The sequence below is a fragment of the Pacificimonas pallii genome, from assembly GCF_019204005.1.
Classification (GTDB): domain Bacteria; phylum Pseudomonadota; class Alphaproteobacteria; order Sphingomonadales; family Sphingomonadaceae; genus Pacificimonas; species Pacificimonas pallii.
Genome location: NZ_JAGSPA010000003.1, coordinates 547907 through 562511, shown reverse-complemented (window position 1 = coordinate 562511; position 14605 = coordinate 547907). Strand labels below are relative to the sequence as shown.

The window sequence follows — 14605 nt, the reverse complement described above, 5'->3', positions numbered from 1 at the left end:
AGAGAGGGCTCCTGTGAAGCAACATATCGACGATACAAGCCGCGCATATTTCCCCGCCAAGGGGGCGCAATGGGAAGAGGTCAAGCAGCGGCTTGCGGCGTTCAAGGACCGGGACATAGGCCAGGCTCAAGGGCGGCTGAATGTCTATTGCCATCAGGGCACGCCGGAACTGCAGACCATTCGCGATGAAGCCTACACGATGTTCTCTCACGGCAATGCGATGCTGGGCGGCTTCATGGAAGGGAGTGGCACGATGGAAGCCGAAGTCCTCCGCATGGCGCTCGAGATATTGAATGGTGCGGAAAACGGCATCGGCTTCATCACCACAGGGGGTACGGAGAGCATATTCTGTGCAATGCATGCCGCGCGTGAATGGGCCCTGGTCAATCGTCCTGTGCCCGGCACGCCGGAAATCATCACGCCCTATTCGGCGCATGCCGCCTTCGACAAGGCGTGTCACTTTCTGGGCATGAACATCGTGCGTGTTGCCTTGCGTGATGACCTCTATGCCGATGTCGCCGCGATGGAGGCGGCCGTTACCGAAAATACGATCGCGATCATGGGCTCCGCGCCGTGCTGGCCCTATGGCCTGATCGATCCGATCACGGAAATCGCGGCGGTGGCGATGCGCCATAATCTGTGGATGCATGTCGACGCCTGCGTCGGCGGTTACATCAATCCATGGCTGGAACGGCTGGGATACGACATTCCGACATTCGATTTCCGCGTGCCCGGCGTCCGCTCGATGTCGGCCGATCTGCACAAGCACGGCTATGCGGCGAAGCCCTGCTCCACGGTTCTTTACAGCTCCAGTGATGCGGAGACATACCATTATGTGCCGGTCGATAACTGGCCGATCGGCGAATACAGGACCGCGGGTATGGTGGGGAGCCGCCCTGCCGGTTCGATCGCCACGGCATGGGCTGTGATGAACGTCCTGGGTGAAGAGGGCTATGTGGAGATGGCCCGGCAATGCATGGCCGTGAAAGAGCGGCTGGTCGAAGGCATCGAGAAGATTGAAGACCTGAAATGCCTGAAGAACGACTCCACGATGATCTACTTCCGCTCGGAAACGCTCGACATGATGACGATCATGGGCGGGCTGTCCGAACGTGGCTACTTCCCGTTCGGCGTTTTCAATCCGCCGATGCTGCAACTGGTTCCGGAGCCCACCTCTGATGAGGTGATTAATGACTATCTGAGAACGCTTGCCGAAGTCGCCACCGGGGTCAGGAACGGCACCATCACGTCGACCGCTCTGGCGCGCTACACCTGACGGCTGGACGAGAGAGGTAAACCGATGCTGTTCAAACTGGTCATCTGGCTGCTCAGCCTGCGGATAGGAAAGCTGATGCGCAGCGACAGGGATTTTCGCTACGCCGTACGCGAGAAGAATCTGATGCTTCAATTCGCCCTGCAGAATGGCGAAGCCGTTCGCTATCTGGACTTCGACAAGGGCGTGTATCGAACCGCCAGTGGCTGGCACGAAGCCGCCCGGCAGGGCAATGCCGTCAGCTACAAGGGCAAGCGGGTCGCCACCTTCTCCTTCGCATCGGCATGGACAGGTCTGGCCCTGTTGATCAGGGGATCGAAGGACAGCGGCGTAATGCTCGCCGCGATGCGCGAAAAGACTTTGGTCGTGAAGGGCGATTTCACCCTCTTCATCTGGTTCGGCTGGCTGGCCGACCAGCTTTAGGCGGTGGCCACGAATTCACCGGACGAGACGGAATAGGGCGCAAGGGCGGGCGGCTGCCATTGCTGAAGGAAGGCACCGCCCGCCACTTCGCACGTCCGATCGCCAGGAAAATCCACTGAAAATCCACTGGCGAGGCCCAAAGCGCCCGGCCTCGCTCATCAATCATTCATGCGTAGGAGACATGGGGCTGTATAAGTTTTTTATGGATTCATAAACAGCATGTTCTATAATGGCGACGTGATGAACCAGGACGGGCCTTGAACCATGCTGCCAGAAATCAACAAAAGCCGGGCGGGCGCCGCCGCCATCAGGCCAGCCTTCCTCGCGCATATCGTGCTGCGTACCGGGCAGCCCAAGGTGATGATCGAGTGGTACAAGTCGGTGCTCAACGCTTCGGTTGTACATGCGAACGATCAGGTGACCTTCCTGACCTATGACGATGAACATCATCGCATAGCGATCGCGCGCGTACCGATCCTGGGTAAACGCGCGAAACACCGGGCGGGCGTGGATCATGTCGCGTTCACCTATGCCAACCTGGCGGATCTGCTCACCCATTTTGCCCATCTGCGGAGCATGGGTATCGAACCGATCTGGTCCATCAACCATGGCCCGACCACGTCGCTCTATTATGAAGATCCGGACAGGAACGTGCTGGAACTCCAGGTCGATAATTTTTCCTCGCAGGAGGAAATCGCCGAGTGGATGGAAGGCGGTGATTTCAACGAAAATCCGATAGGCGTCGATTTCGACCCTGTCGAACTCAAGCGCCGTCTCGATTCAGGTGAAGACGTCAAGATGCTGACGGCCCGTCCGCGAATTGGTGCACGCAGCGCCAGCAGCATTCCGAAAGCCTATCTCGGGCGATTTGCCAGTCTTGCCATCCGCGCGGCAAAGGCTCTTGGCGCGAAGGTCTAGCGGATGGCCGCGAAACAGAAATCGACGCCGCCCATAATCACGGTGGTCGGCTCGGGCCCGGTTGGTGCGACACAGGCCCTGCTGCTTGCCCGCCTTGGGCTTCATGTCATTCTGATCGAGCGCAAGGGGGCGCCAACCATGCACCCGGCAGCCCATGTTCTGAACGCCAGGGCGATGGAAATCTGGGAAACCATCGACGCGGACCTTCCGCGCCGAATTGCCCGGGCCGGCCGCACGATCAGCGCGGTCCCAAGCGTGAACTGGCAATATTCGCTGCTTGGCAAGACCATCGGTGCGGTCCGGATATTCGACAATCCGGATATGGAGGAACGCGCGAAAACCCAAAGCAAATGGGAAACCGTGCATCTGGGGCAACACATGCTTGAGCCGATGCTGTGGGAGATGGTGGCGGCGGAACCGCGCATCGATTTTCGCATCCATGCCCTGTGCACAGGTGTGTCGCAGACTGATGACGGGGTTACAGCCACCGTCGAGCAGGGGGAGGCAACCACCACCATCGAAAGCGACTATCTCATCTCGGCCGAGGGTGCGGCATCGAGCATCCGCGAAGCCCTAGGGATAGAAATGGACGGCCCGATCCTTGCGGAGATGTCCAGCGTATTCTTCAATTGCCCCCTGCCGGAGAGCGGTGACGGTCGATCGGCGGTCCTGACATGGATCATCAACGAGGATATCATCGGTCCGGTCATCCATCATGGCCATGGCGATTACGTGCTGATGACCAACTATCTGCCTAGTTTTCAGCCGATAGGAGAGATGGATAACGACTGGTGGAAACCGCGTATCCAGGCCGCGATCGGCGCGCCCGCAGAGGTGACGATCAAGTCGCGAGGCGTGTGGACCATGACCTCGCAGGTCGCACAACGCTATCGCCATGGCCGCGTTTTCCTGATCGGAGATGCCGCCCACCGCTTCCCGCCCACCGGGGGATACGGGCTGAATACGGGTATCGGCGATGCGCATAACCTCGCCTGGAAACTGGCCACGCTACTGTTGGACGGCGCGCCCCCCGAGCTTCTGGAAAGCTATGAGGTTGAACGCCGGCCCGTTGCCCGGATGGCCGCGCAGCAGAGCGTGGACAATTTCTACAAAATGGATCTCGTAACGCGCCATATCGGTATCGACGCCGATGGCCCGGCGAGGCTGGAGAGGGCGCTGAACAAGGCGCCGCTGGCATTGCTGCCTCATTGGCTTCGCAAGAGAATTGCCAGGAGCGCGATGACTTCCAAAGTGAGGCATGCCGCCCGAAAGCTCAATCCTTCCGCCCCGAACCACGCCAGGCTGGTCAAGGAGATGGAGAAGGATTTCGACAGTCAGGCCGCGCATTTCATGGCACGCGGGGTTGAGCTGGGATTCACGTACAGCGACGGGATCGTCCTGCCGGAACAGAGTCCGAAGCCCATAAGGGGCGACGGCATTCGCGAATATGAGCCTTCCACCTGGCCGGGTGGCCGCCTGCCTCTCGCAAGGCTGGAAGGCGATGCCACCGAAACGACCACGCTGGACATTCTGGCGAGCCGTTCGCTTTCACTGCTCACCACCCCCGACCATGCCGCGCACTGGAAAGAACTGGCCGGGTGCGCGACGCTGTTCGATCTGCCGATAGAGGTGATAAGCTGCCAACTGCGCGATAGTGCGCAGTGGAGAACGATCTTCGATCTCGAGGCGGGTGGAGCGCTCATCGTTCGTCCTGACGGCCATATTGTCTGGCGGACGCGTGGGAGCGACGCCGCCGAACAATGGGAGCGGCTTTTGCAGCGAGGGGAGGTTTCGCAAGCCAGAAGAGCCGAAACCGTCGCTGGCTGAGCCCACACATGTCGTGCCATGAGCTGCATGCGCTTTGCCGCGTTGGCGGATGTGGCGATGGGCCGTATAGCGACATAATGACGAAGTCAGGACAAGCTGTGACCAACAGGCGGGGCCGCCGCCGCAGCGCCGCCGAACAGGACGGTAACGAAGGAAAGGGGCAGGCGATCAGGGAGCGAATCCTGAATGCGGCCCTCGACTTGTTTTCCCGCCACGGCTTCGATGGCGTGTCCCTCAGCGCGATAGCCAAGCATGCCCAGGTGGCGCAGCCGCATCCTTACTACTATTTCAAGGACAAGGCTACGCTCTGGCAAGTCGCCATCTCGCCACCGTTCGAGGCTGTGCTGCAACAGATACAGGTGGAAGACGATCTCAAGGACCTGAACGACCATGATCGTTTCCGTGTCCGGCTGAGGCGAATCATCCACGCTTCCATCGACAATATCGCGATGATGAAGATATACCTTCAGGAAAGCGCCACCCCCAGCGCTCGCCTCGACTATATCGTCGACACTTACCTTAAGCCCATCCATGCTTCGCTGGAGGGGGAAATTCACGCGCTGGCCAGGAAGAGCGGCGCCAATCCGGCCTTCGTTCTGGCGGGCGTCGTAGGTGCGATACACTTCTTTTTCGGAACGGCCGATCTGCTGACCAGACTGCACGGGTTGGACGTGGCCGACGCCGACACGAGGCGCGATTATATCGATTTCATCGTGGATCAGGTGCTGCGCGCGACATCGGAGCGGTGATCCCCCCAGCTGGTCGGCAACATGTCAATCAGGCATCGCCGCAAGTGAGAATTTCTAATTTTATTATTATATAAATTTATTGGTTGAGTCAATAAACCACGAAGGGGTATACTCCGCGCCCAACGACAGGCGGCTGCTCTGGGCGCTGCCTGTCCGGCCGCGCCGGGCACTGGGGGAATAACAATGAAATTCGTCACCTTTCGAGATTTCGACGGGAAGCCGAGGCCGGGTGTCGTCGTTGACGGGGACCGTTCCGTTCTCGATCTGCTTGCCGCAAGCGGCGGACAAATCACCACGATATTGCAAGTGGTCGAAGGCGGTCCCGCAATGCTCGACAAGGTACGCGCCCTGGCAGCGAATCCGGGTGCGGAGCATATCGTCGCCCTCGACGGGCTCCGGCTGGAAGCGCCGCTGCGCCCCGTTCAGCTGCGGTCCTTCAGCGTCTATGCCCTACATCTCGAGCGATCGTTTCGGGCTGTTGCCAAACACCATTGGAGCAAGCTTAAATCCCTGCTTTTCAAAGTGGCGGTGAAAATCCCGCCGAAACAGTTTTTCGAGCGGCCCGTCTATTATAAGGGCACGGTGACCAATATCGCTGGCCCGCACGACGACATCATTCGCCCTCCTTATGGGGAGAAGCTGGACTACGAACTCGAGCTGGCGGTGATAATCGGCAAGAAGGGAAAATCGATAGCTCCTGCCGACGCGGAAGAGCATGTTTTTGGCTATCTGGTCTACAACGACGTCAGTGCCCGCGAACAGTTGTTCGACGAGGTCGGCCCCATGTCCGCCGGTCCCGCCAAGGGGAAGGACTTCGACAACAGCAATATCATAGGCCCGTGGCTGGTAACCCGTGACGAGGTTCCGGACCCGATGAATCTGAAAGCCCGCGTTCGGGTCAATGGCGAAGTGCGCGGCGAATCCTCGACCAGTATGATGTCGCATTCGATAGCCGAGATCATCGCCTATACGTCAACGGGCGAGACTCTCTATCCTGGCGAGATGATTGCGACCGGTGCAATGCCTTATTGCTGCGGCATCGAGGACTGGAAGTTCCTGGACGATGCCGACGAGGTTCGACTGGAAATCGATGGCATCGGGCAGATGACCAACCGGGTGGTGCCCGGCTGATTGCCATTGGCGGGGCGGCCGGAGCCGGTTTCCCTGTCGAATTCGGCAGGCCGGCCGAACTGCCAGGCTGTTGCCTGCCTGAGCGGACAGCGGTTCAGCCGACGATCGGCGGCAGTTGCTGTTCCCGCTTGATCGTGTTCATCGAAAAACAGGATTCCACCTGCCCGACCCCTTTCAGCCGGGTGATCTTTTTCTTGATGAAGCGCTCATAGCTTTCCAGCCCGTCTGTCACCACACGCATCAGATAGTCACGGCCGCCGGTAACCAGATAGCATTCCATCACCTCTGGCCATGCCATCACGGCATTCTCGAATTCATCAATATATTCATCCGCCTGCTGTACCAGCTTGACCGAAACGAACACGCTGATCGGCAGGCCGTAAAGCTTCTGATCAACGATCGCGGTATAGCCGCAAATATACCCCTCAGCCTTCAACCGCCGCAGTCGGCGCAGACATGGCGTCGCCGACAGACCCACCTTGTCCGCCAGGTCCTGGTTGGTCACCCGGCCGTCCTGTTGGAGGATCCCCAATATCTTTCGATCAATACGATCTAGCATATTCCACTCTCTTACCGGGAAAAATTAGCAACATCGTCTATAATGCAGGTAAATGCTGATGAAAATAGAGATAATCTCGCGATACCGAGTCTGCTAATTTCCCGACAACGCCAAGCGCGAGGGAGGGGGATTTTCATGGGTGAGGATGATCGACAGGGCGGAAAACGGAAGCTGCATCCCGAATCGCTGATGATGAGCCACGGCTATGATGCCACCCTGTCGCAGGGTTCCGTGAAGCCGCCGATCTTCCAGACGTCCACCTTCAGCTATCCGAGCGCCGAAGAGGGGCGCAGCTTCTTCGATGTCGCCGCGGGCCGCGAGCCTGGCACGGCCGACGTCGACGGCGGCCTGATTTATACGCGCTACAACAACCCCAATATGCAGATCGCGGAAGAGCGCCTGTCATTGTTCGAGGACGCCGAACGATGCGCGGTCTTTTCCAGTGGGATGGCCGCGATCGCGACATGTGTTCTTGCGCATTGCCGCCCCGGTGACACGATCGTTTATTCTCGTCCCATCTATGGGGGCACCGACGCATTTCTGAATAAATTTCTGACCGAGTTCGGAATTACCAGCGTGCCTATCGCAAATACAGGCAGTGCCTCCGCACTTCACGAGGCAGCGGCGAAGGCGCGGTCCATGGGGCGCCTGGCCATGTTCCTGCTCGAGACGCCATCCAATCCTCTCGCCAGGCTGACCGATATCGCGGGCGCGCGGGACGCCGCGGTGGAAAGCGCCGGGATTTCCCAGCACCGTCCGATCGTCGCAATCGACAACACACTTCTGGGACCGGTCTTCCAGCAGCCACTCCGGCATGGAGCCGACATCAGCATCTATTCGCTCACCAAATATGTCGGAGGTCACAGCGATTTGATTGCGGGTGCCGCGATGGGTTCAGCCGAGGCGATGGGACCGGTGCGCGCGCTGCGCCCGCTTTTGGGGGGCAGCCTCGATCCGCACACGTGCAGCCTGCTTTTGCGGTCGATGGAAACGCTGACCATGCGAATGTCGAAGGCCGCCGAAAACGCGACCGCCATCGCCGCATGGTTGCAGCGTCACCCCGATGTCGGCGATGTCTTCTTCCCGGGCATGGCCGCAGAGGGTTCGTGCCAGCGCGGTCTCTACGAGACACAATGCTCCGGCCCGGGGGCACTCATGTCATTCGATCTCGGCTCACGGGAGGCGGCGTTCGGGTTTCTCGACGCGCTCCGGCTGGCGCGGCAAGCGGTAAGTCTGGGCGGCACCGAGACCCTTTGCTGCCATCCGGCGACGACAGTGCTCTCGGGCTTGACGCCCGAGGAGCGGTCCGAGCTTGGTGTCAGCGACGGGCTTATCCGGCTTTCGGTGGGCTGCGAGCATGTCGATGACCTGATCGATGATCTTGATCAGGCCCTGAACAAAGTAATGCACTCCAAGAATTGAACACTGGAAAGGTTTTTTATGCTTAACAAGGTTGATGTGGACGCGCTTCAGGGCGCGCGGGATGCGATCACGCAGGATCCCGCTGGCGGTATTGCCGAATATGGCATTGAGATCGAATGGCAACAGGGCGTGCGCGGCGAAGTGAGATCGCTGCCAATGCGTCTGGGGGGCGAGGAGATCGCGCGGGATTTCACCTGGATTGTTGACGAACCCCCGCAGCTGCTCGGCGAGAGCCAGGGGCCGACGCCGCAGGAATATCTCATGTCGGGCGTAGGTGCCTGCATCATGGTCGGTTTCGCTGTGAACGCATCGGTTCGCGAGATCGAGTTGCGCTCGCTCAAGGTAACGGTCACCGGCAGCCTCGACCTCGCTGGCTTTCTCAATCTGCGCGAACATGCGCAGGTGAAGATGTCAGGGATCGAATATCATATCGAAGTCGATGCCGATGCCGATCCGGCGACCCTGAAGGCGATCGAGGAGGCTGCGGTCAATTTCAGCCCGAACGCCATGACGGTTCTCCACGGGATACCTGTCTCGGGCCGCCTCTCCCAGGCCTGAGCGACTTCGGCCGCCTCCTCATCATTGCAGGAGGCGGCCCTTTTCCGCCATTTTACCAATGGTTCGCATATTGTCTGTTGGGAGGTGCCGGCTTCGCGGTCAGACCGCCGAGACTGGTTTCCCGCGATTTAGTTTCCGACAATCTCCGCGTCCCGGCCAACGACATCCATAAAGCCCGAGCCCTTTGAGTTGAGCCAAATGTGGCCGACGAAGGGATGCTGATGGGGCGGGTCAATATCCAGAACGCGCGCATGATGTTATCGGCATGCGCACCCGATGATATGAAATAGTCTCGCCGCACTAGGGATTGCGATGTCCATCGCGCAGCACGGCTGGCATCTTCACCAGAGCTCCTCAGCGACGCGGACCAAAGATCGAACGATCAGGATATTTCTCAAAGAATGATGGAATCGATCCGCGGACTGCACAAGCTCTGCCAGTCGACATGGCAAGCCACGCGTTCGCGCGGATTTGGCATGGCGGCGGTGGCTGGCTAGAACCCTCGTTTTCGATGAAATGGGGGGAGATGATGATGAATGATGTGACGAACAAGCCGCCGCTTGCGTTCTGGCTCGTGTCCGCGTTGCTGTTGCTGTGGGAAGCGGCGGGCTGCGCCATGTATCTGAATAATGTGACGATGGACATATCGACGCTGGAACCGGACATCCGCGCTTTGTACGAGGCGACACCCATATGGGCCGCGGCGGCGTTCGCCATCGCTGTCTGGGCCGGCCTGCTGGCGGCCATTCTGCTGTTGCTGCGGCGGCGTCAGGCGCGCCCTTTGTTCCTCATATCGCTGGTCGCCGCCGCCGCGCAGTTCATCTGGTGGCTGGCGTTTAGCGGGGTGTTCGCGGTGCTGGGCGCCGCATCGGCGATCATGCCCGCGCTGGTGATTATCATCGGGATATTTGCCGTCTGGTATTCGCGCCGCGCCGCCACGCAGGGCTGGATCCGCTGATAGCGCGCGGTTCGGGTGGCCCCGTATTTACACGGTGAACGATGCCGGGCGGCTGAACCGGAAAGGCACGTCAGCCAAGGCGGTCGAGTTTTGCCTGCATAGCCGCAAGTTCGGCTTTCAGCTCCTCGACTTCGCTATCCTTTGCGGGGGCGGGGGCCGGGTCGGAGTCGGCGGGCTGCGCCGCCTTCGTCTTGCCGCCGGTGAACGCGGCCTCGAATATCTTCATGTTCTGCTGCGCGAGGGACGCGAAGGGGTTCGACGCCCCCAACATGGATTTGGCGAATTCCGCCTGGTTGCGGCGCAGCGCGGACATGCTCGCCTCCAGATAGGAGGGCACCATGGCCTGCATCTGGTTGCCGTAGAGGCTGATGATTTCGCGCAGGAAACTGGTGGGCAGCATGGTCTGGCCGCCCGCCTCTTCATCCATGATGATCTGCGTCAAAACAGTGCGGGTGATGTCGGCGCCGGACTTGGCATCGACCACTTTGAAGTCGGTGCCATCGCGCGTCATCCCGGCGAGGTGATCGAGCGTGATATAGCTGGAGGTGCCCGTATTATAGAGGCGGCGATTGGCGTATTTCTTGATAATGATGGGGTCGCCCGCATCGGATTTTCCGGAGGAAGTTTTTGCCAAGGTCTGATTCCAATGCTGCGGATGCGAACAGCCTAGCACGGAAAAATGCTGCGCAGCAATATGGTCAGGCTGAACGTGGCCGGGGCCCGCATCCACTGCCACTGTTCTGGCAACTGGTGCACGCCGAAGTAAAAGACGATGCCGCACGGCGCGCGCGTGTGATGGCGGCTGTCCGGCGGTATCAGGACGCGCCGCGCGCCGCGCCGATGCCGCCGCCGGACGTCGTCGCGGAAGACGGCGGGACGCGGCTGCTTTCCTATGGCGGGGGTGAGGGGAGGGCGGTGGTCTTCATACCGTCACTGGTGAATCCACCGGATATTCTCGATCTGGACGAGGAGCGGTCGATGATGCGCTGGTTCGCGGCGCGGGGCCGGCGGGTATATCTGATCGACTGGGGCACACCGGCAGCGGCGGAGCGCGCCTATGACCTTGCCGACTATGTGCTCAGGATCGAGCGGCTGCTGGCCGGGCTGGGGCGGCCGGTGGTGGCCGGATATTGTCTTGGCGGAACGCTGGCGATGGCGGTCGCGGCGCGCGGCGGGGCAGCGGCGCTCGCGACCATCGCGGCGCCATGGGATTTTTCTGGATATACGGACGAGCGGCGAGACGGGCTGGCGGCGTTCTGGCAGCGGACAAAGCCAATTGCGGTGCCGCTTGGCAGCGTGCCGATGAACATGCTGCAGCCCGCCTTCTGGTCGCTGGACCCCGGCGCGCCCGTTCGCAAGTTCGAACATTATGCGGCGATGGCGGCGGATGATGCAGAGGCGCGGCGGTTCGAAGCGATGGAGGACTGGGCCAATGGCGGTGCGCCGCTGACACTGCCCGCGCTGGCCGACACCTTTGAGGGGCTGTTCGGCGGCAACAAGACTGGACATGGCGAATGGCGCATTTGCGATGTGCCCGTGACGCAGGACGCCATAAAAGTGCCATGGGTGAACTTCATATCGTCGACCGACAGGATCGTTCCGGCGGCCGCCGCGCCGCGTTCGCCCGACGACCGGCACGTCGCATGCGGTCATGTCGGCATGGTCGCTGGCAGCCGCGCGCGACCGCTTTTGTGGGAACCACTGGATCAATGGATACGTAGTCTTTAGGTGCAGCGCAGCAAGTTTTAAGGAGACAGGATCATGAACGACGTCGTCATCACCGCAGCAAAACGTACGCCGGTGGGCAGCTTCCTCGGCAGTTTCGCAGGCACGCCCGCGCATGAACTTGGCCGGACAGCTCTTGTCGCGGCAATGGAGGCTTCGGGAATTGGCGGCAACGATGTCTCGGAAGTGATCCTGGGACAGGTGCTGACCGCGGCACAGGGCCAGAACCCGGCGCGGCAGGCGGCGATCAACGCCGGTATTCATGAATCGGCCCCGGCCTACGGTGTGAACCAGGTCTGCGGTTCGGGCCTGCGCGCGGTTGCCATTGGCGCGCAGCAGATCGCGCTGGGCGATGCGAGCGTCGTGATCGCGGGCGGGCAGGAGAACATGTCCATGTCGCCGCACGCGCAGGCGCTGCGCGCGGGCCAGAAGATGGGCGATCTGCAGCTGGTCGACACCATGATCCGCGATGGCCTGTGGGACGCGTTCAATGGCTATCATATGGGGCAGACGGCGGAAAATCTGGCTGAGAAATACCAGATCACCCGCGAAGAGCAGGACGCGTTCGCCGTTGCCAGCCAGAACAAGGCGGAAGCGGCGCGCAATGCGGGACATTTCAGGAATGAAATCGCGCCCGTGACGCTGAAGACCCGCAAGGGCGAGACGGTGGTCGATACCGATGAATATATCCGTGACGGCGCCACGCTGGAGGGCATTAGCGGCCTGCGCCCCGCCTTCACCAAGGAAGGCAGCGTCACGGCCGCCAATGCAAGCGGACTGAATGACGGCGCGGCCGCCATCGTGCTGATGAGCGCCGCCGAAGCGCAGACGCGCGGCGCGCCGGTGCTGGGCCGCGTCAAGAGCTGGGCGAGCTGCGGTGTCGACCCCGCCTATATGGGCATCGGGCCGGTCCCGGCGTCGAAAAAGGCGCTGGAGAAGGCCGGGTGGTCCGTGGGTGATCTTGACCTGATCGAGGCCAATGAAGCGTTCGCGGCGCAGGCCCTGTCCGTGGGCAGGGAACTCGGCTGGGATGCGGACAAGGTAAATGTCAATGGCGGCGCGATCGCCATCGGTCATCCGATCGGTGCCTCTGGCGCGCGTATCCTCACCACCCTGCTGCATGAAATGCAGCGCCGGGATGCGAAGAAGGGTCTTGCCACATTGTGCATTGGCGGCGGTATGGGAATTGCGCTGACGATCGAGCGGTGACCCCGGTTTCTGCGCGGTTTATTGCATTAACCAAGGTTTAGGGTGTCTGCATTTATGCCGGGGCGATGCAGACGGTGCCAGATTCTGAAATGCCGACCAGTGCGCAGGGCGCGGAGACGCCGAATACTCCCGTTCAGTCTGCCGTCGCCTCTATTGCCAGCCTGCTGACGCATAACAGCATGGGGCAGGAACTGAAGATGTTCCTCCGCCCTGTGGACGATGCGGGACGGCGCACGCAAATCGCGCAGATGAACGCGGCGCTGGCGGCGCTGCCGATGTCGTGCATCACCGGTATGCTCATCGCGCCGCTCATGGCCTTTTATTATGCCGACCTGGTCTCGATCTGGGCGGTCCTGCCCTGGACGGCGATCATCTACCTGGGACTATCGGGCAGCCTGGTGATGACACGAAGTGACCTGTCGGTGCGGTCAATCGAAAAGAACCTCACGCGGTACGAAATATTCGTCCTGCTGACGGGGGTTGGCTGGGCCGGTCTTGCGTTGACCATCGCGACGTCCCCCGAAGCGCCGATCTATACCCTTCTGGTGCCATTCCTGATCGCCATGGCGGCGTTGGGGACGGTGCTGCATGCGCTGATGCCCCGCGCGTGCCTTATCTTCCTTATCGTTTCGCTGGCCGCCGCGGGAGTGGTGGTGACGCAAAGCCCGTATCCGCCGCCGCCGCTGTTCCATATGCTGGTGCCTGTATTCGGGATCGTCCTCCTCCGCGCCGCATTGGTGAACTGTCTGATCTTCGTGCGTGCGCACGCTGCCGGTGAGGAGTTGATCGCGGCCCAGCGCGCCCGGCTGGAGAGTGCCGAACAGGCGTTGCAGGCGGAGCGCGAGCGCGCGAAAGCGAAAAAACTTGCCGATGCCGCAAATCTGAAGGCGTCGCAGGCGGAGCTGACCGTGCGTCAGGACGCGGCGACATCGCGCGAACGAGAGCGAAACGCGGTGGCGGCGGCCTTTGAAGCGACCATCGGCGAGATCGTCAGGGATATCAGCGATACCATCGCCCTTGTGGAAGCCGACGCCTCGAACATGCGTGAGCTGGCGGCCAAGAGCATGGCGGCGACGGGCGATGTCGATGCGGTCGCGGGCAATGCGGCGCGCGCAGCGGAAGACATTGCCGGCTCGGCCGCGAACCTGGCCGAAGTCTCTGGCGCGCTGGAAGAACGGGCGGCGCGGCAGGCCGACCTCAATCGCCGCATCGATGCGAATGTATCCGCCGGCGATAATGCCATGGCCGCGCTGGCGGAGCGCGCGAACGGGCTGGAAAAGATCGTCTCGACGATCGCCGATTTCGCGTCCCAGACGAACCTGCTGGCGCTGAACGCCACCATAGAGTCCGCACGCGCGGGTGAAGCGGGGCGCGGGTTCGCCGTCGTTGCGAATGAAGTGAAGATGCTGTCATCGAAGGTTGCCGCCGCGACCACGGAAATTGGCGGTCAGCTGAGGGAACTTGAGCTTGGCACCGGCGCCCTGGCGGAGCAGTTCGCCGACATTCGCGTGCAGATTGCGGAAATGAACACGCTGAGCGTGGAAATCGCTGACGCCGCGCAGGCGCAGCGCGGTGCGACCGAGGACATAGACCGAAATGCAAAGAGCGCCAGTCACGATGTCGACCAGGTCTCGACGGGCCTTTCAGGGGCGATGGACATGGCGCGCGAGGCGGAACGGCTGACCGAGAATGCCAGCCTGTCGGCGAAGGATCTTGCCGAGCGTTCACGCGCGCTCCTCGCCGCGTCCCAGGAATTCGCGTCGTCGCTGAGAGCCGCCTGACACCATATTCGCGCATGGACGGCCACGCGGCGCTCTCGACAAAATATAGATACGTACCCATGTTTCGCACAT

The 14605-nt window shown here is 61.1% G+C and carries 14 protein-coding genes; 12 read left to right on the top strand and 2 right to left on the bottom strand.

Annotation, left to right across the window (positions count from 1 at the left end; translation table 11 throughout):
* Window positions 1-13 precede the first annotated feature (13 nt).
* The 6 genes from KCG44_RS11305 (at window position 14) to KCG44_RS11280 (ending at window position 6321) form a co-directional block, all read left to right on the top strand.
* Window positions 14-1276 carry a pyridoxal phosphate-dependent decarboxylase family protein gene (locus KCG44_RS11305; RefSeq protein WP_218446187.1) on the top strand — a complete coding sequence of 421 codons (1263 nt, stop codon included), beginning with the start codon at window positions 14-16 and terminating at the stop codon, window positions 1274-1276.
* Window positions 1277-1300: 24 nt separating this feature from the next.
* A complete protein-coding gene (locus KCG44_RS11300; RefSeq protein ID WP_218446186.1) occupies window positions 1301-1696 on the top strand; it encodes a hypothetical protein in 396 nt (131 codons plus the stop codon).
* A gap of 264 nt (window positions 1697-1960) precedes the next feature.
* Entirely contained in the window at window positions 1961-2614 is a 654-nt protein-coding gene (locus KCG44_RS11295; protein ID WP_218446185.1) for a VOC family protein, read from the top strand.
* A 3-nt stretch (window positions 2615-2617) separates the two neighbouring features.
* Window positions 2618-4441, top strand: coding sequence for an FAD-dependent monooxygenase (locus KCG44_RS11290; RefSeq protein ID WP_218446184.1), 1824 nt, complete (start codon window positions 2618-2620; stop codon window positions 4439-4441).
* A gap of 98 nt (window positions 4442-4539) precedes the next feature.
* Window positions 4540-5190, top strand: a complete 651-nt coding sequence (locus tag KCG44_RS11285) for a TetR/AcrR family transcriptional regulator (protein WP_218446183.1) — start codon at window positions 4540-4542, stop codon at window positions 5188-5190.
* 183 nt (window positions 5191-5373) lie between these two features.
* On the top strand, window positions 5374-6321 hold the full coding sequence (locus KCG44_RS11280; protein WP_218446182.1) for a fumarylacetoacetate hydrolase family protein: 948 nt from the start codon (window positions 5374-5376) through the stop codon (window positions 6319-6321).
* 94 nt (window positions 6322-6415) lie between these two features.
* Here the strand turns inward: KCG44_RS11280 and KCG44_RS11275 are convergent, their stop codons facing one another.
* A complete protein-coding gene (locus KCG44_RS11275; RefSeq protein WP_218446181.1) occupies window positions 6416-6880 on the bottom strand; it encodes an Lrp/AsnC family transcriptional regulator in 465 nt (154 codons plus the stop codon).
* A gap of 135 nt (window positions 6881-7015) precedes the next feature.
* On the opposite strand from KCG44_RS11275, the gene KCG44_RS11270 reads away from it, so the two are divergent.
* From KCG44_RS11270 to KCG44_RS11260, 3 genes are all read left to right on the top strand, one after another.
* Window positions 7016-8302: a cystathionine gamma-synthase family protein gene (locus KCG44_RS11270; RefSeq protein WP_218446180.1), complete on the top strand. Its 1287-nt coding sequence runs from the start codon at window positions 7016-7018 to the stop codon at window positions 8300-8302.
* Between the two features lie 18 nt (window positions 8303-8320).
* A complete protein-coding gene (locus tag KCG44_RS11265; protein ID WP_218446179.1) occupies window positions 8321-8860 on the top strand; it encodes an OsmC family protein in 540 nt (179 codons plus the stop codon).
* A gap of 526 nt (window positions 8861-9386) precedes the next feature.
* The gene (locus KCG44_RS11260) at window positions 9387-9818 is read left to right on the top strand and encodes a hypothetical protein (protein WP_218446178.1); all 432 of its coding nucleotides are present in this window, start codon (window positions 9387-9389) and stop codon (window positions 9816-9818) included.
* 70 nt (window positions 9819-9888) lie between these two features.
* Here the strand turns inward: KCG44_RS11260 and phaR are convergent, their stop codons facing one another.
* Window positions 9889-10452 carry a polyhydroxyalkanoate synthesis repressor PhaR gene (gene phaR, locus KCG44_RS11255; RefSeq protein ID WP_218446177.1) on the bottom strand — a complete coding sequence of 188 codons (564 nt, stop codon included), beginning with the start codon at window positions 10450-10452 and terminating at the stop codon, window positions 9889-9891.
* On the opposite strand from phaR, the gene KCG44_RS11250 reads away from it, so the two are divergent.
* The 3 genes from KCG44_RS11250 to KCG44_RS14590 all read left to right on the top strand — a co-directional run bounded on the left by KCG44_RS11250 (window position 10446) and on the right by KCG44_RS14590 (window position 14533).
* Window positions 10446-11546 carry an alpha/beta fold hydrolase gene (locus KCG44_RS11250; RefSeq protein WP_218446176.1) on the top strand — a complete coding sequence of 367 codons (1101 nt, stop codon included), beginning with the start codon at window positions 10446-10448 and terminating at the stop codon, window positions 11544-11546. The genes phaR and KCG44_RS11250 overlap by 7 nt on opposite strands.
* Before the next feature lie 33 nt (window positions 11547-11579).
* Window positions 11580-12752 carry an acetyl-CoA C-acetyltransferase gene (locus KCG44_RS11245; RefSeq protein ID WP_218446175.1) on the top strand — a complete coding sequence of 391 codons (1173 nt, stop codon included), beginning with the start codon at window positions 11580-11582 and terminating at the stop codon, window positions 12750-12752.
* A 74-nt stretch (window positions 12753-12826) separates the two neighbouring features.
* On the top strand, window positions 12827-14533 hold the full coding sequence (locus tag KCG44_RS14590) for a methyl-accepting chemotaxis protein (protein ID WP_218446174.1): 1707 nt from the start codon (window positions 12827-12829) through the stop codon (window positions 14531-14533).
* The last annotated feature ends 72 nt before the right edge of the window (window positions 14534-14605 follow it).